Below are 20,848 nucleotides of genomic sequence, written 5' to 3' on the forward strand. Positions count from 1 at the left end.
CACCCCACCACGTGACGCACAGCCTCTTCGCCGTGACCACAACATCGTTTACCACCGCCGCGCGTGCTTCCGCCTGCGCCCTCGGGGCGCTCTCCCTCGCCTTTTCGGCAGCGTGCACCGCGCCATCCTCTCAGGCGGTCGACACGGGCGTTCCGGGCGGACGCCCATCCTCGGCGGTGCGTGCGCCGGGCGATCCAGCGATCCCCGAGCGTCAGACGGCGCGCTTTCCTGACGGGTGGCGACTGCCCGCGGGCACGCGGGCGACGTTTGCTCCGGAGGTGATGGCGGTGAGCAACAGCCCCGAGGCGAGTGCTGCCGCAGCCGAGATCATGCGCGCGGGCGGCAACGCGGTCGACGCTGCGGTGGCGCTCGGGTTTGCACTCGCGGTGTCGTGGCCCGAGGCGGGCAATATCGGTGGTGGCGGCTACACCGTCGTGCGCATGGCCGACGGGCGCACCGCCGCGATCGACTACCGGGAAGTCGCGCCGCTCGCTGCGACACGCAACATGTATCTCGACGAAAACGGCAAACTGACCGACAAGAGCATCTACGGCCATCTCGCGTCCGGCGTACCGGGCGCGGTCGCCGGCCTCAACGCGCTGCTTGAACGCTACGGCACCATGCCGCTGTCCCGGGTGATGCAGCCGGCCATCAAGCTCGCACGCGATGGCTTTGTGGTGGATACCGCACTCGCCGGGTCGATCGAGCGCGCCTCGAAGATGCTGCTGCGCTTCCAAGCCCAATCCCCGTTCACCCCCGGCGGCAAGCCGCTCGCGGCCGGTGCGCGGCTGGTGCAGCCCGATCTCGCGCGCACCCTCGAGGCGATCGCGGCGCAGGGTCCCAGCGCGTTCTACAGCGGATGGATTGCCGACTCGCTCACGGGCGAAATGCAGCGCGGTGGCGGCATCATCACGAAGGCCGATCTCGCGAAATACGCGCCGGTGTGGCGGGCGCCCATCCGCACTACTTACCGCGGCTACGGACTGCTCTCCATGCCGCCGTCCTCGTCGGGCGGGGTGACAACGGCCGAGGCACTCAACATCCTCGAGCAGTACCCCACGGTCCCGTCGTACGGGAGTACGCAGTGGTTCCACCTCGTGGGCAGCGCCTACCAGCGGGCATTCATCGACCGCAACGCGAAGCTGGGCGATCCTGCATTCGTACAGGTGCCGTTGGCGCAGCTGACGAGCAAGACGTACGCGGCGCGGCTCAAGGCCACCATTGCCGACACGCGCGCCACGCCGACGCGTGACCTCGAGCCTCGCATGGAGGCGGCAGCGCGTGAGCCGATGAACACCACGCACTACAGCGTGGTCGATGCACGGGGCAACGCCGTCGCCACCACCACCACGCTCAACAACTCGTGGGGCTCCGGAGTGTGGGTACGTGGCGCCGGGTTCATGCTCAACGACGAGATGGATGACTTCGCTGCGCAGCCCGGCAAACCCAACATGTTCGGCCTCGTGCAGGGCGAACAGAACGCGATTCAGCCCGGCAAGCGCATGCTGAGCGCCATGTCGCCCACGATCGTGCTCGACCCCGTGGATCAGGTACTACTGGTGGTAGGCGCCGCCGGCGGTCCCACCATCATCACCGGCACCAGCCAGGTGATCCTCAACGTGATTGACCACCGTATGTCGCTCGGCGACGCCATGCGGGCGCCGCGCGTCCATCACCAGGCCCTCCCCGACTCCCTCACGTTCGAAGCCGGTGGTGTACGCCCCGCCGTGCTCGACTCGCTGCGTGGGTACGGGCACGTGATGCGCGAACTGCGCAGTCTCGTGAACGTGAATGCCATCATGCGAGTGAAGGGGGGATGGGAAGGCCAGCCCGAACCCCGTCGCTCGGGTGGAGCCGTGGGATACTGAGAGCGGAGACGCTGCGTCTCGTGTCTCGAGGCGCCTGTCGGTCAGTTCACCGGTGCCGGCCGCACAGTGATCGGGCCGTCGAGCGTTACCGTCACCGTTCCTCCGTTGTTCAGGCAGGTGTCGAAGTTCGCCGTCGCGGCAGCGGCGGCGGTGCCCGCAGCGGCACCTGCGGCAGCGCCAACCACGGTCCCCTTGGTGCTCTTGCCGATCACCTGTCCAGCGATAGCGCCTAGAATGGCGCCACCGACCACCTTCCGGGCGTCGGCTCCCTTGGCGGTGCTGCGCACGCGCTCCGTACTGGCCGTCTGCACGGTGGCATCCACGGGGTACGTGTAGCCGCCATAGGTCACACTCACGAGTCGCACCCGCAGGTACGTATCATCGCTGCTGTTCTGCGCCGTCTTCGCGTCGGCGACCTCGAAAACTCCCGTGGCGCCCGCGGGGATGCTGATGCCGTTAGTGGCGTTCACCGTCTCCGACAGCTCGGCGGTGAACTTCTCACCCGCGGGCGTCGTGTTGCTGCACACCTTGGCCCTCACGGCGAAACGCATGCTCGTCCCGGCCGCCACGGTGCCCGTCACTGGCACCGCGGCCGCAGGAGCGGGTGCGGGTGTGACAGCCGGCGCCGGCGTCGGACGCGGTGTCGGACGCGGGGTCGCGGCGCGAGGCGTACTGCGCGGACGAGGCACCGGCGCCGGCACCGGAGCCGCCACTGGCGCGGGTGCGGGTGCGGGCGCGGCTGCCGGGGTCGGTATGTTGGGCACGTCCTGCAACTGCGGCTGAGCGCTGTCCTGGCGGGCGAGCGCGAGGTCCCGTCCACGCGCCGAATCGCTGGCGAGTGCGCCGGTCTCTGACCGCTTGTCACCACCGCACGCGGCCAGTGCGGCCAAAGCCAGCGTTGACATGAACACGGTGGGTCGGCAGGAACCGCTATATTGGCGCATGGGCAGACTCCAAGGGACGGGGGGCAGGAACAAGGCGTGGCGAACGCTGCGCCGGCTGCTCCCATACTACCACCCCTATCGCGTACAAGTTGCGCTGGGGTTGGTCGCCGTCGTCATTTCGGCTGCACTCGCCACCCTGATCCCGTCGTTCCTGCAGCGCGGGCTCGATGACCTGCGCCGAGGCGTCCCCGTTCGTGCCCTGGTCGCGCTCGCCGTGGGCATGGTCGCCACGCAACTCGTGGCGGGCGGTCTGCGCTTCACCATGCGCCACACACTCAACGGTGTGAGCCGCCGTATCGAGACCGACCTGCGCCGCGATCTCTTTTCGCGCCTCAGCGCGCTCGATGCCGCTTGGTATGCGCGCTGGCGTACCGGCGACGTGATGGCACGCCTCACGAACGATCTCAGCGCGGTGCGCATGGCGGCCGGTCCCGCCGTCATGTACTTCACCAATACGATTGCCGGTGGCCTCTTCGCCCTCGTGATGATGCTACGCATATCACCCGGGCTCACGGCGGCCGCGCTGCTTCCTCTGATTGGCTTGCCCTTCCTGATGCTGCGGCTCGGCAAGCAGGTGCATGCGCGCTTTGAGGCGGTCCAATCGCAATTCAGTCAGCTCACCACCCGCGCACAGGAGAATCTGTCCGGCGTACGCGTGGTCCGTGCTTACCAGCAGGAAGCGGCCGAAGTCGCGCGGTTCGAAGCGCTTGGCCACGGCTATCTCGAGGCCAACATGCGTCTCGCGTGGTTGAACGGGCTGATGAGCCCCAGCTTCGCCCTACTGGCAGGACTTGGTGGTGCGGTCACCATCGCCGTGGGCGGACAGATGCTGATCGACGGGCGCCTGAGCGTGGGCAGCTACGTGGCCTTCGGCATCTACCTTGGGATGCTCACCTGGCCGTTGATCGCCTTGGGGTGGACGACCAATCTCTTCCAACGTGGCGCGGCCTCAATGGCGCGCGTGCTCGAACTGCTCGATGCCTCCCCCGAGTCGGTCCACGACACCGGGACCGCCACGTTGCCACCCGCTACAGGCGGCGGGCGCAGCATCGAGTTCCAACACGTATCGTTCCATTACCCTGCCCCGACGGCGCTCAACGACAACGGCGAGGCGGCCACGGCCACCTATGGGGACCACAACGGCACGCCGCGCTGGGTGCTGCGGAACGTGTCATTCCGCATCCCTGCCGGCGGTACGCTGGCGATCGTAGGAAGCACCGGCTCGGGCAAGAGTACGCTCATGGACCTGCTGCCGCGGATGCACGAGATCCAACAGGGGCAGATCCTCGTGGATGGCGTGGACATCCGGATGCTCCCGCTTCGCGAGCTCCGCGCCATGATCGGCGTCGTACCGCAGGAAGCGCTGCTCTTCAGCGATACGATCGGGGCGAACATCACGTACGGGCTCGCGCAGCCCGAGCCGGCGCGCCTGCACCAGGCCACGACGGTCGCACAGCTCGCCGCCACGATCGCTGCGCTCCCCGACGGCTACGACACGCGCCTTGGTGAACGTGGCATCAACCTGTCCGGCGGCCAGAAGCAGCGCACGGCCTTGGCTCGTGCTCTCGCCCGCACCCCAGACATCGTACTACTCGACGATGCCCTCAGTGCCGTCGATACGCACACGGAAGCTGCCATTCTGCACGGCCTGCGTGAGGCTCTGCGCGGACGCACCGCGATCATCGCCTCGCATCGGGTCAGCGCGGTGCGTGAGGCAGACCACATTCTCGTACTGCACGAGGGGACGGTGGTGGAGCAAGGCACGCACGACGCGCTCGTCCTCCTGGGCGGCCGGTACGCGGACCTGCTGAAGCGCCAACAGCTCCTCGACGCCATCGAGGCCGCGTGAGCGCTGGGCACACCGCCCAGTAGCAGAGAACAACGCGTCGAGTGTAGAGACGCGGCTCGGCGCTTCGGCCTTAGAGACGCTCCACCAGGAACGCCGGCGTGAGCGGTTGCAGGAACGCCGCCAGCCGCTCGAACCACCCCGTGAACATCAGCACGCCCACGATCACGAGCAGGATCCCCGCGATGCGATTCACGCGGCCGATGTTGTGCTTGAACTTTTGGAAGAAGCCGAGGAAGCGTTCGATGGCCAGTGCGCTGAGCAGGAACGGCACGGCCAGGCCAAGCGAGTACGCCGTGAGCAGTACGATGCCCTTGGACAGGTCCGTCTCGTTCGCCGCGAGCAGCAGGATCGCACCCAGCGTTGGGCCGAGGCACGGCGTCCACCCCGCACCGAAGGCGATACCCACGAAGACAGTACCGAGGTAGCCCAGCGGCTTGTCGCTGAGGTGCAGGCGCCGTTCCTGCTGCAGCGCACCGACCTTGATGATGTCGAGCATCCAGAGCCCCATCACCACCATCATCACGCCCCCGATGCGTGCGATCCATGCGCGGTATTCCCGCAGGAGCTGGCCGAAGGCACTGGCGCCTGCGCCCAGCGCCACGAAGATGAAGGTGAATCCCAGCACGAACAGGACCGCGTGAATGAGTGCCGTGCGCCGGGCGCGTGACACGTCGTCGAGTCCCATACCCGTGATGAACGTGACGTAACTGGGCACCAGCGGCAGCACGCACGGACTCAGGAAGCTGAGCAATCCGGCGGTGAACGCCACGAGGACGGTGAGCGATTCAGGAGCCACGGAATGATCCGGAGGGCCGGCCGCGGCGGCAGTCGCCGCAGAGACCGTAAATGACGAGACGATGGCGCTGCCGCGAGAAGTCGTGCGCTTCGGCAAGCAACTGCGTCATGCGCTCGAGGCGTTCGTCACGAAACTCGGTGACACGTCCGCACGACGTACACAACAGGTGTTCATGATGCGGCACGCCGCGCGCCGCTTCGTATCGCTTGAAACCCTCCCCGAAGTCACGCTCCACGACCAACCCGCTACGCACCAGGACGTCGAGTGTCCGATAGACCGTAGCCGTGCCCGCGTTGGCGCCGCGCGCGCGCAACTCTCCCGCCACGTCTTCAGCGCGTAGGTGACGGTCGGTCCCGAGCACCACATCGGCAATCGCGAGACGCTGCGCTGTCGCCGGCAGGTTATGGTCACGCAGGTACGCGCGAAACGCCTCCTTGTCGGCGGCAATCGCAGCGGCATCGGAGGCGTGCCCCACGCGTGTGGCGTCAGGCGGGGTACGGCATGCGCAGCGCGCGCGCGATTTGCGCGGCGGTGTAGCGCACGATTTCGGAGTCCTCTCCGGCGCGACGCTGCACACCGCGCACGACGGTTTCCACGGTAATGAGCGGTGCGTCGGCCTCAGCGACCACGCTTGCCTCCCACTTGCCGCGCTCGGGCCCCTTGATCACGTAGCGGTAGCGGGCCGTATACACCGTGAGCCGTTCCGGCCTGACCGGCAGGTCCTCCTCGGCGTGCAGCGATCCGTCTTCGTCAGCGATCGGCGCGCTCACAGCCGCCGACTCGTCCGGGCCGTCCGCGGCGATCACCGCCGCCTCAATCTCTTCGGTCGCCTCGGCCTCCTCGGCCTCCTCGGCGTCGCGCACGTCGTCGCCACCTGGCTGGTCTGCCGTGTCGCCACCGCCTTCCGCCCCGGCGATGACCGCGTCATCGATCGTCGCGTCGCCAGCCAATTCCGTCCCGTCGGCGGCCCCGTCGAACAGCTCCGGCTCACCGGTCGCCTCCCCGGAGACCACGCCGGCGATCATCACCGGGATACGCGCAGCGAGCACCGCGATCCCCGTCTCCACCGTACCCTGTCGCAGTGGGGAAAACAGGTGAAGTTCCTCGAGTCGATCGAGTGGCACGCTCGTAATCACGGCCCGCAGGAACCGTTCGACCACCTCGGACACCGGTGCGTTGGCGCGGTCCGGGACGGTGGGGATCGGCGCGGCGGCCAGTTCAGTGGGGAGGTCGTCGGGCGCGGAGGTTACCGGAGCGGTCATCGAGGGGGGCAAAGGATCGGCGTCACGCTCTGGAACGAATCCCGCCGGCTACGCACTCACGGAGGGGCGCGCGGGCGGGCATTCGGCACCGCGTGGGCACCAACGCGGCTGAAGCGTGCGTAAAGATCGCCGCCGCCGGGGCGCCGGTACAAGGCAACCGACCGGAATTCCCGGGACTTGCTCGGCGCGTCAGGTAAAGTATCTTACAACTATACTATTGTTTATCCAACAGAAGCCAGAACGTGAATACCTGGAGCCGCTGCGCCTTGCGGCCCACACGGACTGACACCACACCATGCCACCATCGGAGCCTGCTCATGTTCGCTGTCCGCCAGTTGGCCGCGGTCCTCGCGCTGCCCCTTGTCCTCGCCGCCCGCCCCTTCGTCGACGCCAAGCCGCACATGATCGACAAGGCGCACTCGGAGATCAATTTCGTGGCCGACTCGCGCATGCTGAGCGCGCATGGCTTCTTCGGGAAGTGGGATGCCGACGTGAAGCTCGACGCGGCCAAGTGGGAGAACTCCACGGTGGCCATCACCATTGATGCCGCCAGCATCAATACCCGTCAGGAGCGCCGCGATGGGCATCTGCGCAGCGCCGACTTTTTCGATGTGGAGAAGCACCCCACGATCACCTTCAAGTCGGTGAGCGTGAAGTCGACCGGGGCGAACAAGCTCGACATCACTGGTGACCTGACCGTACGCGGCACCACCAAGCGCATCACGGTCCCCGCCACGATGATGTTCTACGAGGGCGGCACGGGACGCTTCCGCGGGCAGTTCGTGATCAACCGCCAGGACTACGGCGTGAGCTACGACTCCAAGCTCAATCCCATTCAGAACGACGTGCAGGTGCAGTGGGACATTGCGCTCAGCGAGCCGAAGCCGGCGAAGTAACGGCGTGCTCGGGCCTCGCGTGATGTTTCACGGCGAGTAACGGGAACGGGGCACGCTCCCGCCGTGCCCCGCTACCGCCGTTGCGCGGTGCTCCAAGCAGCGGTCGCAACGATCCCCTCCGCCGCCCGCACCAACTGCTCCGCGGGCTGCACGAAGCTCACGCGGAACTTCCCCCGCCCGGCGTCACCGAACGCCATGCCCGGCGTGACCACCACGCCGGCGTGCTCGATCAGAGCATCCACCCACTGCCAGTCGCTCAGCCCCGGCGGCACGTCGAGCCACAGATACATGGTGGCCGTGGGCGCCGGCACGTGCCAGCCGCCGGCAGTGAACGCCGTCACGATCGCATCGCGCCGGGCGCGGTACTCCGCCACGATGGGCGGTACGATCTGCGCGTGGTGCGTGAACGCCGCCGCACCGGCCAGCTGCGCCAGCGTGCTCACCCCGTAGCCGATGTTGGCGCGATACGCGTCGAGCCGCGCAATCGCCTCGCGATTTCCCGCGAGGAAGGCGATGCGCACACCGGCCATGTTGAAGCTCTTGCTGCAGGTGTGCGTTTCCACCGCCACCCGCGACGCGCCCGGCACCTGCAGCACGCTCGGCACGGCATAGCCGTCGTACGACAGCTCGCTGTATGCCAGGTCGCTCAACAGCAGGAGGCCGTGGCGCTCCGCGAAAGCGACGTAGCGCGCCAGCTCGTCGAGCGAGACCGACGTGGTGGTCGGGTTGCCAGGATAGTTCACGATCATCACGGTCGCACGAGCGACCGTGGCCGCATCGAGCGCATCCAGATCGAGACACCCATCCGGCAGGAACGGCACGTACACCGGCTCCGCCCCGGCCAGTAGCGTGGCGCGCGCATACACCGGGTAGTACACCGCCGGGATCAGCACCACGTCACCCGGATTGGTGTGCGCGAGAATCAGCTCCGCGATCCCCTCCTTGGAGCCCGCCAAGGCCAGCAGCTCGCCGGCGGGATCGATCGTCACACCGAAGCGGGTGTGCAGGTACCCGGCCACCGCCTCGCGGAAGAGCGGATGCCCCTGAAAGTACGGGTAGCCGCTCAGCGATCGATCGGCCGCGACCCGCTGCATCGTCTCCACCACCACAGGGGGGATGGGGCCGTCGGGGCTGCCGATCCCCACGTCGAGGAGTGGCTGGCCGGTCGCGCGCGCGGCGGCGCGACGGGCGTCGAGTTCGTAGAACACATACGGCGGAATCGCCGAAAGCGAAGTGCGCGACATGTCGGAAAGATAGCAGGGGGCGGGCTGCCGGACCGGCAGCGACGGCGCCTCCGGACACCGCGTGTACCGCTACAGCAAACTCACCGGATCCCGGTCCACCACCAGGCGCAGGTCTGAATCCTTGGGCACCGGACACCGTGCCGCGATGTAGTGCGCCACCCGCGTCATCAACCGGGGCTGAGAACTCTTGAGGAGGAAATGCCAGCGCCACCGATCCTTGATGCGATCGATCGGACAGGGCGCCGGCCCCACCAGCACGAGATCGCGCAGCCCCTGGCGCTGCATGAGTGTGGTGACCCACTGCGCCGCGGCTGCAGCAGCCTCCGCAACCGCCGCCTGATGCACCCCACTCACCACGACGTTGGCGATGTGGACGAACGGCGGATACGCCGGGGTGCGGCGCGCCCCCAGCTCCTCGCGCACGAAGCCCACGTAATCGTGCGTGAGGGCATGTCGTACCGCATGCGCCTGGGGCATGCGCGTCTGTACGATCACATCGCCCCCCTTGGGACCGCGTCCGGCACGACCGGCCACCTGACTGAGGAGCTGGAAGGTGCGCTCTGAGGCACGGAAGTCGGGGAGATTGAGCCCGGTGTCGGCGTCCACCACACCCACCAGGGTCACGTTGGGAAAATCGAGCCCCTTGGCAATCATCTGCGTGCCCAGAAGGATGTCCACCTCGCCGCGCCCCACGCGGTCGAGGATCTGGGTGTGTGCCCACTTGCCGCTCGTGGTGTCCACGTCCATGCGCGCGATGCGCGCCTCGGGGAAGCGTTCGGCCACGAGCGTCTCCACCTGCTGCGTTCCCAACCCGCGGCGTTGCAGCTTGTCACTGGCACAGCGCGGACAGGTGACCGGCATGTCGGTCTGGTACTGGCAGTAGTGACACACCAGCGCCTCGGGCACGCGATGATACGTGAGCGAGATGCTGCAATGCGGACACACCTGCACATCGCCGCACGCATGACACTGCACGAAGGCCGCAAAGCCGCGCCGGTTGAGCAGCAGCAGGCTCTGCTCCCCGCGCGTGAGGCGCGACTCGATGGCGGCCAGCAGCGTGGGGCTGAGCACGCTCAACGCGGGGTCATACGGCGCCTGCGGACTGCGCGTGGCAAGCGCCTCCCGCACCGCCACCCGCATATCCACCACCGCTACTGGCGGCAGCTGTGCGCCGGCCGCACGATCGGGGAGCGTGAGGCGGACGGATTGCCCGCGATCGGCACGCTCCCAGCTCTCGAGACTGGGCGTGGCGCTGCCCAGCACGACCAGCGCCCCCTCAGCGCGCGCGCGCACGATCGCCGCCTCGCGCGCATGGTACCGCGGCGTTTCCGACTGTTTGTAGCTGCTCTCGTGCTCCTCGTCGACGATCACCACGCCAACCTGCTCAAGCGGTGCAAACAGCGCCGAACGCGCCCCCACGGCAATACGGCGCTCGCCGCGACGCAATGACTGCCAGGCGTCGAGCCGCTCGCCGTCGCTGAGCCCTGAGTGAAGGACCGCCACATCATCACCAAACGCCCCGCGGAACCGGTCTACGGTCTGCGAGGTCAGCGCAATCTCCGGCACGAGCACGATCGCGGTGCGTCCCTGGGTGCGCAGCACTTCGCGGAGCACCTCGATATACACGAGCGTCTTCCCGCTGCCGGTGATGCCGTGCAGCAGGAACACCTGCCCGGGGTCACCGGCGAGAATCGCGTCAATGGCGGCGCGCTGGGCCGGCGACGGATTGGGTGGCGGCGCCACGCCAGCGCGATCGGCGAAGGGATCACGCTCCAATGACTCATCGCGAATCTCGATCAGCCCGCGCTTGGCCATGGCGGAGAACACCCCGGCCGAGCAGCCGGCCTGCGTCCGCAGCGCCTCAAGCGGCGCCAAGCCTCCCTGGGCCTCAAGCAGTTCGTAGACGGCGCGCTGCTGCTTGGCACGCGCGAACGCCTGCTCGCGCTGCAGCAGTGACGGTAGCTCCTGCACAAGGCGCACCACCCGCTGCAGCTTTCCCGCCGGCGCCGGCGCACTGGCGTGCGTGAGCGCCGTGGGGAGCATCGACCGGAGCGTGAGCCCCAGCGGAGCCGCGTACCAGTCGGAAATCCACCGCGCCGTGTGCAGCAGCGGCTCGGGGAGCGATGGGACAGCGTCCACCACGGCCCGAATGGGCTTGAGCGCGACGCCCTCCGGTGGCTCGGTCTCGCCCAGGCAGATGCCGAGCTCCGGGCGATTGCGAAACGGCACCAACACCCGCGAGCCGGCCGCGATCGGCCAAGCCACGCCCTCCGGCACGCGGTATGTGAACGTGCGAAAGAGCGGGACGGGGAGGGCGACGGCAATGCAGCGCATACGGAAAGCTACAGCCTCTCCGCCAGCCCGGGGTCAGCGCCGCGTCACCCCAAGTCCCACGCCATTCCCCAAGACCACCTGCCCACCCGGAATGCCCGGCCCCGCGAACGGGTCGTCGCTGAGAAGCGCGGCGCCGTCCAGGTCCGCATCATCGAGCAACGGCGAGAAGTGGGCGGCGGCAGCGATACCCAGCGTGGTTTCGATCATGCACCCGCACATCACGCGCATGCCGTGCGCGCGCGCGACGGCGATCATGCGCAGGGCTTCCCGCAGCGAGCCGCACTTCGCGAGCTTGATGTTCACGCCATCCACGATCCCCTCGAGCTTGGGGATGTCGGATGCCACGAGGCATGACTCGTCGGCCACCACCGGCAGGTTGGCCCGATCTCGCACGAACTTGAGCCCCGCGAGATCGTGCGGCGGCAACGGCTGCTCCAGCATGTCGACGCCCACGCGATTGAGCGGCTCCAGCATATCGAGTGCCTGCTTGGGCGTCCACGCGCAATTGGCGTCCACGCGCAGGACCGCCGCGGGGGCCTCCTCGCGCACGATGCGCAGCACGTCACGGTCCCAGCTCGAGCCCAGCTTGATCTTGAGAATGGGATAGTGCGCCGCCTCACGCACACGGGCGCGCAAGGTGGCTTCGTCGGGCGCGATGCCGATCGTGAAGCTCGACGTGGGCGCCGCGTTGGCATCGAGCCCCCACAGCTTCCAGAGCGGCACCCCTAGCCGTTTGGCGGCCAGATCATGCAAGGCCGCACTCACCGCACACCGCGCCGCCGCGTTCCAGCGCATCGCCTTCTCGAGCTCCCGCTCGATCGCGTCGATCGACCACGCATCGGCGTCGGCCAGCACCGGCGCAAAGCGCTGCAGCGCCACCATCACCGTGTCAGCCGTCTCGCCGTAGAACTTGCTGGGCGAGGCTTCCCCCCACCCCTCAGCGCCATCCTTGTCGACCAGACGGACCCACACCACGCGGTATTCACTCTGGCCACCGCGGGCGATGATGAAGGGATGGGTGGTGTGAACGGTGACGATGTCGGCGTGAAGTTGCATGACGAGGGGAGAAACGAGGCGAAAGGGTTCTGCACGGGTGTATCAAAACGGCGTCAGCCACCGCGACCCCCCGATCGTAACGCTCCGCGGGCGGCTTGGCGAGGCATGTCATTACGATGGCGCCGAGCGCCGCGAGCCCCGGGAATCCACCGGATCAGGGGCAACGCGGGGCCTACAACAGCATGCGACGACGCAGCGCCAACAGGAGCAACCCGCCCAGCCCCAACTGCACCAGCAGGAGGACCCAGAACCCATTCGGCCACTCGGCCATCGGCATCGCCGCAAAATTCATCCCCCACATGCCGCTCACTACCACGAAGGGAAGCGACAGCGTGGCCACCACCGACAGCCCCTTGGTGGTAGCACCGAGCCGGTTGCTCACCTGCGTGAGGTACGCATCCATCGTGCTGCTCAACAGGTCACGATAGGTATCGAGCGCATCGTTGATCCGCAGTACATGGTCGTAGATGTCGCGGAAGTAGATCTGCACCTCGGGCGTGATCAACGTACTGGGACGGTTGGTGAGCACGTTGAGGACTTCACGTTGCGGCTGCAGGTACCGGCGCAGCGACAGCACGAGGCGCTTCACTTTGAACACGTCGCGCAGCGCATGCTCATCGAACGCCACGAACACCCGCTCTTCGAGCCCGTCGATGAACTCGTCGACCTGATCGAGAATGGGGAAGTACGCGTCAATCGTGCTGTCGAGGATGGCGTGCAGCGTACGCTCCACCCCGCGTGCCATGAGCTCCGGTGACCGACGGAGCACCTCGGCGATGGCATCGACCGGCCCCACCGGTCCGGCATGCACCGTAACGAGGAAATTGGGCCCCAGAAAACAGTGCAGGTCTTTGGTTTCGAGATCGTAGGGATCGTCGGTGTCGGACACGAACTGCACGGCACGTGTGACGATGTAGAGGAACCCCGGGTACTCCTCCAGCTTCACACGTGAGGCCGGATTGAGCGTGTCCTCGATCGCCAGCGGATGGAAGCCGAACACCTGTTCGAGCAGCGCGTGCTGCGAATGTACGGTGCTGTCGATGTCCACCCACAGCTGGCCGCCGTCCGTGAGCAGCTGCGGCACATCGCCCGCGGGGCAATCCACCACGTTGCTCCCCGAGGGGGAGCGATAAATCGTGCGCGGAGCGGGGTCTGGGCGGCCCGGCACCGAAGCGGGAGTTATTCGCGTCATATCACGGCAATCTCCTCGGCAGTAGTGCGTCTCGCCAGCGCCGCCGAGCCACGGGCGTTACGCCAGGGCCCGCAGGTGGACCAGCACGGCCTGCGCGACCGACGCTGGCGCGTAGCCACCTTCCAGAGCGCTCACGAGACGCCCGCCACACCACCGCTCAGCCCGCTCGACCAGCGCGCGCGTCATCGTGTGCACGTCGTCAAGCGTGAGGGTGAAGGCTCCCAGCGGATCGCCTTCGAGGCAGTCGAACCCGGCACTTAACAGGATGAGGTCGGGGGTGAAGTCCGCAGCCGCCGCGTCCACGGCACTCAGTAACGCCTCCACGTAGCGCGCCGATGGCAGCGACGGGGGCATCGGCACATTCCACACGGTCCCGTGCGGACCACGATCGTCGGCCGCGCCGGTACCGGGATACCACGGCCACTGGTGCATGCTCACGAAGTGGATACGCGCGTCCTGTTCCACCAGCGCCTGCGTGCCGTTGCCATGATGCACATCCCAGTCCACCACCAACACCCGCTCGCAGCCGTACCTCGCAATCGCGTAGTGCGCCCCGATCGCCACGTTGCCGAAGAGGCAGAAACCCATCGCGCGGTCACGCAGCGCATGGTGCCCGGGCGGACGTACCGCGCTGAAGCTGCGCCGCGCCCGGCCGTCGAAGGCCATATCCACGCCATCGAGCACACATCCGGCACCGGCCGTGACCGCTCCCCACGAGCCCTCGCTCACCACCGTGTCGGGATCGAGACGACCGCCACCCTGCTCCACCGTTTCTCGCACGCGCGTGATGTACGCGCGGTCGTGTGCGAGGGCGAGTTCGTCCTCGGTGGCGTGCCGGCCCTCCACGTGCTGCAACGCCTCGAAGAGTGCAAAGTCGTGCTTGAGCGCGCGGGGAATGGCCACCAGCCGACCCACGTGCTCCGGGTGCTCCCACCCCGTGTCGTGCTGACCGCAGTCGGGGTGAGAAATGAGGGCCACACGTGTGCTCATGTACGCTCCGGAAGGTCGGCGTGATGGGTGGTGCACAGCCGCAATCTGTCCGTGCCGCTCACCGCAGGCCACGGAGGCGGCGCGAGCTCCACTCCACCAGCAGCGCGACCGTCGCCAGCGCGAACAGCCAGCGCGGCCAATGCGAGGGCACAGGGCGTCCCACGCGCCCCGCCGGTCCGGGCTGCGCCACGGACGGGGCGCCGGCACGCGCCGCCAGATCCGCGTACGGCGCGGCATCACCGGGCCAGGCCTCCTGCGCAGCGCCGACGGGCACCGCACGAAGCGCCGGCAGAGAATTCGGCAGCGCCGTCGGCAGCGCCGCCCGCAGTACATCGCGCCACCACTGCCGATGGTCAGACATGCCGTCCTCAGAGCCCTGCATGCGCCACCGCCAGCTCTCACGATACGCCGTGGCCACCACGCGCCCCGCCCCCACGCGGCGCGCCACCACGGCCGGTTCCGGATGCGCGTGATCACCCCGATCGTCCTGCAGCACGGTCGCCCCACGCACGGGTGTCAGTTCCCACGCCTCCAGCCCACGACGCGGCGTCTCGCTAAGGAGCGCGCCGGCAATGCCACCACGCACCTCGCTCGCGGTTGCCGGGCGCAGCGGGGCAAGCGCCGGCAAACGCAACGCGTCCCCGCTCAGCACCACGCCGCCTCCCGCATTCACGAAGGCCGTGATCGCGCGCGCGTCGACCGCCGTACTGTCCACCACCAGCACCGCGGCATAGCGCGCGGTGTCGAGCCGCCCGGGTACCCCCACCGTCACGCGCCCCGATGGCGAGACGCGAACGGTGCCATCCACCTGCCACCCGAGCTCCTCGAGCGCCGCCACCACAAACTTGCTTTCCCATCCGGGCTCACCGTACACGAACAGGCGCTTCGTGCTGCCCACGGCACGGAGATCCACGACGGCCTGCGCGCTGCCCGCGTCGAGGTGCACCCGCCGAGCGTCACCGGACACGCGCCAGCCGTGCACCTGGCGCGGCGCGCCCTCGAGCGAATCGAGCACGCCGCCCGCATCGCGTAGCGTGACCCGCCCTGAGCCGCCACTTGCCGCACGCACATCGAAACCACCGCGTGGCCCCGGAATCTCGGCCACCGAGAGCGCCACGCCCGCCGACGCTGTGCTGTCCACCCAGAACGCCAACGGGCGCGCCGCTCCCGCGACCGCCGCGAGCGCGGCACGGGCTGGGCGCGTCGGCAATTCTCGCAGCTGTACTTCGAGCGTATCGCCGGCGGAGGCCACGAGCGCGAGATGCATCGCCGCCACCGCACCCTGCCCGCTTGCATCACGCACGGCGGCACGGTCCAGTGTCAGCAGGCGGCGAGAGGGGGCCCCCGCCGTCGCGGACGCGCCACGCCCATCGCGCCATGCCATCCATGCCGCGGCGGTCAGCGCCACCACGGCGAGTGCACGACACGCGCGCTCCGCCATCGCGCGGGCACCGCGCGCCGACTCGAGCGGTGCCACGGGTGGCGCCGGACTCGGAATGTTGGGCGTGGTCATCGTACGACCCGCTTGGCGCTATCGCGTAAGCGCATACACCACGAGGTTGACGGCGAACTTGGTATTGTCCACCGACAGGAAGCGCTTGTTGTCGGGGTGAAAGCTCCACTCCGAGCTGTAGTCCTTGTTGGAGTACAGTACGCTGATCCGTCCGTCACGCAGCACGGCGTCGAGGTTCTCGTGCACGAGGTTGTCCCCCCAGCCGTTCATCTCGTGCGAGGTGGTGGGGGGGCCGTTCTCGAACACGAAGAAGCAGCGGTAGAGCTCATGCGCATTGGGAAGCGGCACCAGTGGCCCGGCGATGCGGCGGATCTCCTCGCGCACGGTCTTGTGAAAGGCGCCGTCCACGTCGTGGTTATGGTCGTCCACGAACAGCAGTCCGCCGCGCGCGAGGTACTTGCCCAACACATCGGCCTCACGCGTCGTAAAGCGCACCGGCAGGTGGCCGGTGAGATATAGCAGCGGATACTGAAACACGGCTTCCGATGCGAGCGGCACCGACACGCCTTGCGGCCGCACCGGTAGCGACGTGTAGCGCGCGATCGAATCGATCACATTGGCCGGCACCAAGGGCGCCGAATCCCAGTCGCCCGACTCGTACTGCGCCGTCGCAAAGACGAATGGTGCCGAGGCAGCGCCATGGCCGCTGGGCATGGTCTCCCGCGCGACCGGGGTCATGGCGGCACGCCGCGTGACCAGGGCACCACCGTGGTCCGCACCACGGTGCCCAGCGCCCGCCGCGCATCCACCAGCGACGCGGTGGCGTCGCCGCCCTGCTCCACGACGCGCAAGACGCGCGCGATCGCCGCCGCGAACGCTGGGGCATCCCCCAGCGCCTCCGCGCGCAACAGCACCAGCGAATCACGCGCCGCACTGCGCTGGTCTTCGCGCTGAAGCAGCGGCGCCACCGTGAGCAGCCGGGAATCGCGGGCGGCCGCCCGCGCGGGGAGCATCTCACGCGATGAGCGGGTGGTCTGCTGGCCGGTATCCTTACCCGCCAATCGCACCTTATTGATATCCACGATCACCTGCGGCGGCCGGCCGCGGAGGTAGAGCCGCGACGCGGCGCGCGAACGCTCGATCGCTTCGAGGGCGCGCTTCATGGGCGGAATGGCTGCATGCGGTTCCCCCTGTTCGAGCGCCCGCCCCGCATCCCACATCGCGTTGTAGGCCTCGAGCAGCGGCTGGTTGATCGCCACCACCGGCGAATCGTTCCCCTCTTCGAGCATGCCGGTCGTCGCCGAGGTACTCATCGACAGCTTACCGCCCTGCTGATCCACACCGTGCTCGTGACCGTCGCCGGCATAGTGCGCGTGCTCCGCGCTCGACTCGCCGCTCAGGCGCTGGAACACCACATCCCCCACCGCCAAACGCAGCCGTGCCTGATCACGCGCGATCCTGAGCGACTCACGCACCACCTCGGGGCGCGCCATCCGCCGCTGCGCCTTGTCGAGCTTCTCGGTGAGCATGAGCAGCATGCGCTGGCTCAACAGCGACGTGTCCACCTCCGGCGGTGGTGCCGGCTCCACCGCCACGCTATCCATCTCGCTCGGCCGAGCGATGCGAAACGCGCGTGTTTCACTGCTCCCCAGTGCACGTGCCGGTCCGGGATGCGCGTCACGCGCCACCGCCCGCAAATGCACCACGTCGCCGGGCTGCAGCTTCAACGCCGCAAGATCCAGGGTGCCGGTGATGCGTGCCGCACGCACAGCTCCGCGTGGCCACACGGCGGCCCCCGCCGTCACCGTCCGTACGGTGAAGCGCTCCCCTTCACCGGAGGTCACGATCAGTTCGAACTGCGCCTGCGCCAGCCCGATGTCATCGCGAAGGACGGCCAGCATCGGCAACCGCCCCGTGGCCTCACGGAATACGCTATCCCGAGCCGGCAGCTGCAGCATGACGGTGGGAATGCTGTCCGGGTGCCCTTCGATCACCAGCAGCCGGCTGCGCCCCCCGCGCGCGATCGTCATCGACGTGGGACGCGAATCCGCCACGGCGTGCGTACGCCACGCGCCATGGCGCTCCTCGACGTCACGCATGGTGCTGGTGCGGTCACCAACGCGTTGCTCCTGCACGGAGGGCGCGGCTCCATCGCCGCGCACGTCCACCCGGCTTCCGGTCAGTGCGACCACGCTCGTTGCGTCACCGAAACTGCGAGGCGCCTGCGCGGTATACGCCGGCGGAATCACCCGTACCGCCCAGGCACCGAGCGGCGCCACGGCGGCGTCGGCGCTCGTACTGCCGGCACCGGCGGCGTTGCCGCCGACCGCACGGAGCACCGGCGCCTCGGAACGCCTGACCACCACGGCGAGCAGCACGCCGGCCAGCGTGACGAAAAGCAACGGGCCACCCCAACGGCGCCGACGCCGTGCCGAGAGCGCCGCCGGTACTGGAGAACGCGCCAGCACCTGCTCCGCCGCCGTCAGCAGTGCAGGCGTGACCTCCCGACCATCGGCGAGCAGCTCCACGCAGGTGACCAGCGCAAAGTCGGAGGACACGCCGGAGGCGCGCGCGCGCGCGTCGCTGATCGCCCGCTCTTCCACCCACAGCGCCGCCTGTTGCACCGACGGCCATGCTGTGCGGCGCGCGAGCACCACCCACGCCAACGGTGCGACGAGCACGGTGGAAACCGTCCACCCCTTCGGAGCGCCCGCCACCAGCAAGACCAGCGCACACATCAGCACGGCCGACAGCGACAACAGCGCCGTGCGCACCAGTTGCTGTCTGACGAGCTGTACCTGCGTTTGCTGTACCGAGCGCAATACGGTGGTGATCATGCGCTCTCGCTCCGACGCACCAGCCATTCGGCACCCAGCAACGCAAGCGCGAACAGCAGCAGAATCGGCCCAAGCCAGACGGGGAGCGTCCCGGCGCGCGGCGCACCACCGGCGCGAAATGCCACGGCGGCCGCGTGGCCACGCCTGGGATCATCACTGCGGAGCGAATCCGTGCGCAGCCCACGCATACCGCACGGAGCACGCAGCGCGCGCAGGAGCCCCTCTGCCGGCGCCGACAGCAACAGATCGGACGCCGCCGGCACGCGAATGCCCACGGTCCGTAGGCATCGGTCGCCTACCCGCTCCTCCACGGCGGCCGCCGCACCGTCCGACCACCACGCGATGGCACGGCGTGTCTTCGCGCGGCTGGGTGGCGCATCGGCGACTCGCACGAACGGCCCAACCAGTGCCTGCGCCCGCGCCGCCACGGCGCTCACGGTGTCGGGCACCGGGCGCACCGCCCAGCCCACCGGTGCACCATCCTGCGGCCACACAATGGTGACCCGCGGGTCCGGGGCCGTGGGCCCGAACAGCGACGTCATCGCCACCATGGCGGCCTCGTTCATGACGCTCGCCACGACCGACGGCGACACTCCGCTGTTGGTTCCCACCGACGCCTCGACCAATTGCCCCACAGGCTCTGCACGCTGCACCGTGATGGCGCCGGGCCACTGCGTACGCCATGCCGCCCACCCGTCGAGCGTTTCGACACGGTCGGGCATCACCACCAGCAATTCGACCCGTTCGAGCGCCGGGCGATCCGCCGCCAGCGTGGCAGCAACCTGTGTGGCACGTACGACGGCGCGCGCCGGATCACGTGCAAGCCCCGCGACCGGGTGCAACTGCTGCTCTACATCGCCCTCCCCCCTCGCAGCACTCGCGATGTTCGCCTCGACAGCGCGCAGCTGTCGCGCACGCCAGCTACTGTCCGCAGCGGCCGCGCTGTCCACCATGACCAGCCGCACGGTGCGTGCACCGCCCGCGTCGAGCTGCATGCCCGCCAGGGCGGCGCCAGCAGCCAGCAAGGCCAGCACGCGCAGGATCAGTAGGAGCAGATCGTTCGGGCGCGGGCGCCGCGCCACGGCGCGCGCGTCTTCGCGCGTTGCGAATCGCGCCGTGGGGAGCGCCAGCACCGGTGGCTGACGCACCGACAGCAGGTGCAGCCCCCCCACCAACAGCGAGGCCGCGACGGCCGCGCCGAATAGCCAGGGCGTGGCGAACGTCACGTCAGCGGGCTCCCTCGATCGGCGCGTCCCCCGCCAGGACCACGGCACGCACACCGCGTGCCGCGTTTCCACCGGTCACCACTTCGGTGTAGCCAGCGCCGAGGCTCCGCCACAGCTGCGCCGTGTCGCGTCGAAACTGCGCAAAGCGGTCGCGATAGCCGTCGCGGCCGCGCGCGTCGAGCACGAGGTCGGACAGACTCGCGGCACTGGCGAGTGCCTGTTCAGGATCGCGGAGGAGGAACGTTCCTTCAGGCGGGTCGAGCTCTTCGCGCGCCACCACGTGCACACACTCGACCAGTGCGCCGGCCGCCCCGTGTGCACCCGCCACCTTCTGCAGGTCGGTCAGATCACCGAGACAGTCGGTGATCACCACGATGCGGGCGTTGGTGGGCAGCGAGGCCAAGTGCGGCGCAACCGGCGCGCCACCGCCTGGCTCCAGCGCCCCGAGCACGCGCGCGAGCTCCTGCACGGTCCCCCGCCGTGTGCGAGGCGGCACACGTGTCACGCCATCGCCGTGTACCACGAGCAACCCCACGGGATCGCTCGACGCATGCGCCACGGCCGCCAACCCCACCGCAAGCGACTGCGCCAATTGCCACTTGCTGCCGGCCCCTTCGGGGAACGCCATGCTCGCCGATCCGTCCACCACGAGCCAAGTGGTGAGCAGGGCACGATCATCGCTCAGCCTGACGAACGCACGGTCACTGCGCGCCAGCAGCCGCCAGTCGAGCGCACGCGGGTCGTCGCCCTGCCGATACAGACGATACTCGGTGAACTCGCCGGCCGTGCCTTTCTGTCGCGACCGATGCGTGCCGGGCGGTGCCGCCCCCACAGCGCGGCGCGGCGTCCAGCGCAATCCGCGGAGCGCATCGAGCAGGGGGCCGTGCGTCGCGTGCCCCAC

17 protein-coding genes are annotated in these 20,848 nt (G+C 68.7%); 3 read left to right on the forward strand and 14 right to left on the reverse strand.

Translation table 11 applies throughout. The features are described from left to right. Positions 1-32: 32 nt before the first annotated feature. The gene (ggt, locus tag ACIQ51_RS08910) at positions 33-1,868 is read left to right on the forward strand and encodes a gamma-glutamyltransferase (protein WP_396204689.1); all 1,836 of its coding nucleotides are present in this window, start codon (positions 33-35) and stop codon (positions 1,866-1,868) included. 41 nt (positions 1,869-1,909) lie between these two features. Here the strand turns inward: ggt and ACIQ51_RS08915 are convergent, their stop codons facing one another. Further along, positions 1,910-2,419, reverse strand: coding sequence for a hypothetical protein (locus ACIQ51_RS08915; protein WP_396204690.1), 510 nt, complete (start codon positions 2,417-2,419; stop codon positions 1,910-1,912). A 391-nt stretch (positions 2,420-2,810) separates the two neighbouring features. Here ACIQ51_RS08915 and ACIQ51_RS08920 point away from each other — a divergent pair, with 391 nt between their 5' ends. Next, complete coding sequence (locus ACIQ51_RS08920; RefSeq protein WP_396204691.1) at positions 2,811-4,661, forward strand: ABC transporter ATP-binding protein; 1,851 nt, start codon at positions 2,811-2,813, stop codon at positions 4,659-4,661. Positions 4,662-4,731: 70 nt separating this feature from the next. On the opposite strand, the gene ACIQ51_RS08925 is transcribed toward ACIQ51_RS08920, so the two are convergent. Genes ACIQ51_RS08925 through ACIQ51_RS08935 form a run of 3 tightly spaced genes read right to left on the reverse strand, consistent with a single transcriptional unit; the run spans position 4,732 to position 6,719 of the window. Beyond that, positions 4,732-5,457, reverse strand: coding sequence for a cytochrome c biogenesis CcdA family protein (locus ACIQ51_RS08925; RefSeq protein WP_396204692.1), 726 nt, complete (start codon positions 5,455-5,457; stop codon positions 4,732-4,734). Then, positions 5,447-5,932 (reverse strand): Fur family transcriptional regulator, encoded by a 486-nt coding sequence (locus ACIQ51_RS08930; protein WP_396204693.1) that lies wholly within the window; start codon positions 5,930-5,932, stop codon positions 5,447-5,449. The genes ACIQ51_RS08925 and ACIQ51_RS08930 overlap by 11 nt, the downstream gene beginning before the upstream one ends. A gap of 10 nt (positions 5,933-5,942) precedes the next feature. Further along, positions 5,943-6,719 (reverse strand): hypothetical protein, encoded by a 777-nt coding sequence (locus ACIQ51_RS08935; protein WP_396204694.1) that lies wholly within the window; start codon positions 6,717-6,719, stop codon positions 5,943-5,945. 317 nt (positions 6,720-7,036) lie between these two features. Here ACIQ51_RS08935 and ACIQ51_RS08940 point away from each other — a divergent pair, with 317 nt between their 5' ends. Next, positions 7,037-7,615 carry a YceI family protein gene (locus ACIQ51_RS08940; RefSeq protein ID WP_396204695.1) on the forward strand — a complete coding sequence of 193 codons (579 nt, stop codon included), beginning with the start codon at positions 7,037-7,039 and terminating at the stop codon, positions 7,613-7,615. Positions 7,616-7,686: 71 nt separating this feature from the next. On the opposite strand, the gene ACIQ51_RS08945 is transcribed toward ACIQ51_RS08940, so the two are convergent. From ACIQ51_RS08945 to ACIQ51_RS08990, 10 genes are all read right to left on the reverse strand, one after another. Beyond that, positions 7,687-8,859: a pyridoxal phosphate-dependent aminotransferase gene (locus ACIQ51_RS08945; RefSeq protein WP_396204696.1), complete on the reverse strand. Its 1,173-nt coding sequence runs from the start codon at positions 8,857-8,859 to the stop codon at positions 7,687-7,689. Between the two features lie 69 nt (positions 8,860-8,928). Further along, the gene (gene priA, locus ACIQ51_RS08950) at positions 8,929-11,193 is read right to left on the reverse strand and encodes a primosomal protein N' (protein WP_396204697.1); all 2,265 of its coding nucleotides are present in this window, start codon (positions 11,191-11,193) and stop codon (positions 8,929-8,931) included. 33 nt (positions 11,194-11,226) lie between these two features. Then, positions 11,227-12,249 carry a dipeptide epimerase gene (locus tag ACIQ51_RS08955; RefSeq protein ID WP_396204698.1) on the reverse strand — a complete coding sequence of 341 codons (1,023 nt, stop codon included), beginning with the start codon at positions 12,247-12,249 and terminating at the stop codon, positions 11,227-11,229. A gap of 172 nt (positions 12,250-12,421) precedes the next feature. Then, a complete protein-coding gene (corA, locus tag ACIQ51_RS08960; RefSeq protein ID WP_396204699.1) occupies positions 12,422-13,441 on the reverse strand; it encodes a magnesium/cobalt transporter CorA in 1,020 nt (339 codons plus the stop codon). Between the two features lie 57 nt (positions 13,442-13,498). Further along, the gene (locus ACIQ51_RS08965; protein WP_396204700.1) at positions 13,499-14,431 is read right to left on the reverse strand and encodes a histone deacetylase; all 933 of its coding nucleotides are present in this window, start codon (positions 14,429-14,431) and stop codon (positions 13,499-13,501) included. A 58-nt stretch (positions 14,432-14,489) separates the two neighbouring features. Then, positions 14,490-15,944: a hypothetical protein gene (locus ACIQ51_RS08970; protein WP_396204701.1), complete on the reverse strand. Its 1,455-nt coding sequence runs from the start codon at positions 15,942-15,944 to the stop codon at positions 14,490-14,492. An 18-nt stretch (positions 15,945-15,962) separates the two neighbouring features. Further along, entirely contained in the window at positions 15,963-16,622 is a 660-nt protein-coding gene (locus ACIQ51_RS08975) for a DUF4159 domain-containing protein (RefSeq protein WP_396204702.1), read from the reverse strand. Then, positions 16,619-18,721, reverse strand: a complete 2,103-nt coding sequence (locus ACIQ51_RS08980; protein WP_396204703.1) for a hypothetical protein — start codon at positions 18,719-18,721, stop codon at positions 16,619-16,621. The genes ACIQ51_RS08975 and ACIQ51_RS08980 overlap by 4 nt, the downstream gene beginning before the upstream one ends. Next, complete coding sequence (locus ACIQ51_RS08985; RefSeq protein WP_396204704.1) at positions 18,718-19,947, reverse strand: BatA domain-containing protein; 1,230 nt, start codon at positions 19,945-19,947, stop codon at positions 18,718-18,720. The genes ACIQ51_RS08980 and ACIQ51_RS08985 overlap by 4 nt, the downstream gene beginning before the upstream one ends. A gap of 1 nt (position 19,948) precedes the next feature. After that, positions 19,949-20,848: a DUF58 domain-containing protein gene (locus ACIQ51_RS08990; RefSeq protein ID WP_396204705.1), complete on the reverse strand. Its 900-nt coding sequence runs from the start codon at positions 20,846-20,848 to the stop codon at positions 19,949-19,951.

It is taken from the genome of Gemmatimonas sp., assembly GCF_044344655.1.
Taxonomy (GTDB): Bacteria; Gemmatimonadota; Gemmatimonadetes; order Gemmatimonadales; family Gemmatimonadaceae; genus Gemmatimonas.

What these genes read in the sequence shown, in the direction of transcription:
- ACIQ51_RS08915 (WP_396204690.1), bottom strand. Translation starts at nt 2,419, where the DNA reads ATGCGTTTCGCCGTGAGGGCCAAGGTGTGCAGCAACACGACGCCCGCG.
- ACIQ51_RS08920 (WP_396204691.1), top strand. Translation starts at nt 2,811, where the DNA reads ATGGGCAGACTCCAAGGGACGGGGGGCAGGAACAAGGCGTGGCGAACG.
- ACIQ51_RS08935 (WP_396204694.1), bottom strand. Translation starts at nt 6,719, where the DNA reads ATGACCGCTCCGGTAACCTCCGCGCCCGACGACCTCCCCACTGAACTG.
- ACIQ51_RS08940 (WP_396204695.1), top strand. Translation starts at nt 7,037, where the DNA reads ATGTTCGCTGTCCGCCAGTTGGCCGCGGTCCTCGCGCTGCCCCTTGTC.
- ACIQ51_RS08945 (WP_396204696.1), bottom strand. Translation starts at nt 8,859, where the DNA reads ATGTCGCGCACTTCGCTTTCGGCGATTCCGCCGTATGTGTTCTACGAA.
- priA (WP_396204697.1), bottom strand. Translation starts at nt 11,193, where the DNA reads ATGCGCTGCATTGCCGTCGCCCTCCCCGTCCCGCTCTTTCGCACGTTC.
- ACIQ51_RS08955 (WP_396204698.1), bottom strand. Translation starts at nt 12,249, where the DNA reads ATGCAACTTCACGCCGACATCGTCACCGTTCACACCACCCATCCCTTC.
- corA (WP_396204699.1), bottom strand. Translation starts at nt 13,441, where the DNA reads ATGACGCGAATAACTCCCGCTTCGGTGCCGGGCCGCCCAGACCCCGCT.
- ACIQ51_RS08965 (WP_396204700.1), bottom strand. Translation starts at nt 14,431, where the DNA reads ATGAGCACACGTGTGGCCCTCATTTCTCACCCCGACTGCGGTCAGCAC.
- ACIQ51_RS08970 (WP_396204701.1), bottom strand. Translation starts at nt 15,944, where the DNA reads ATGACCACGCCCAACATTCCGAGTCCGGCGCCACCCGTGGCACCGCTC.
- ACIQ51_RS08975 (WP_396204702.1), bottom strand. Translation starts at nt 16,622, where the DNA reads ATGACCCCGGTCGCGCGGGAGACCATGCCCAGCGGCCATGGCGCTGCC.
- ACIQ51_RS08980 (WP_396204703.1), bottom strand. Translation starts at nt 18,721, where the DNA reads ATGATCACCACCGTATTGCGCTCGGTACAGCAAACGCAGGTACAGCTC.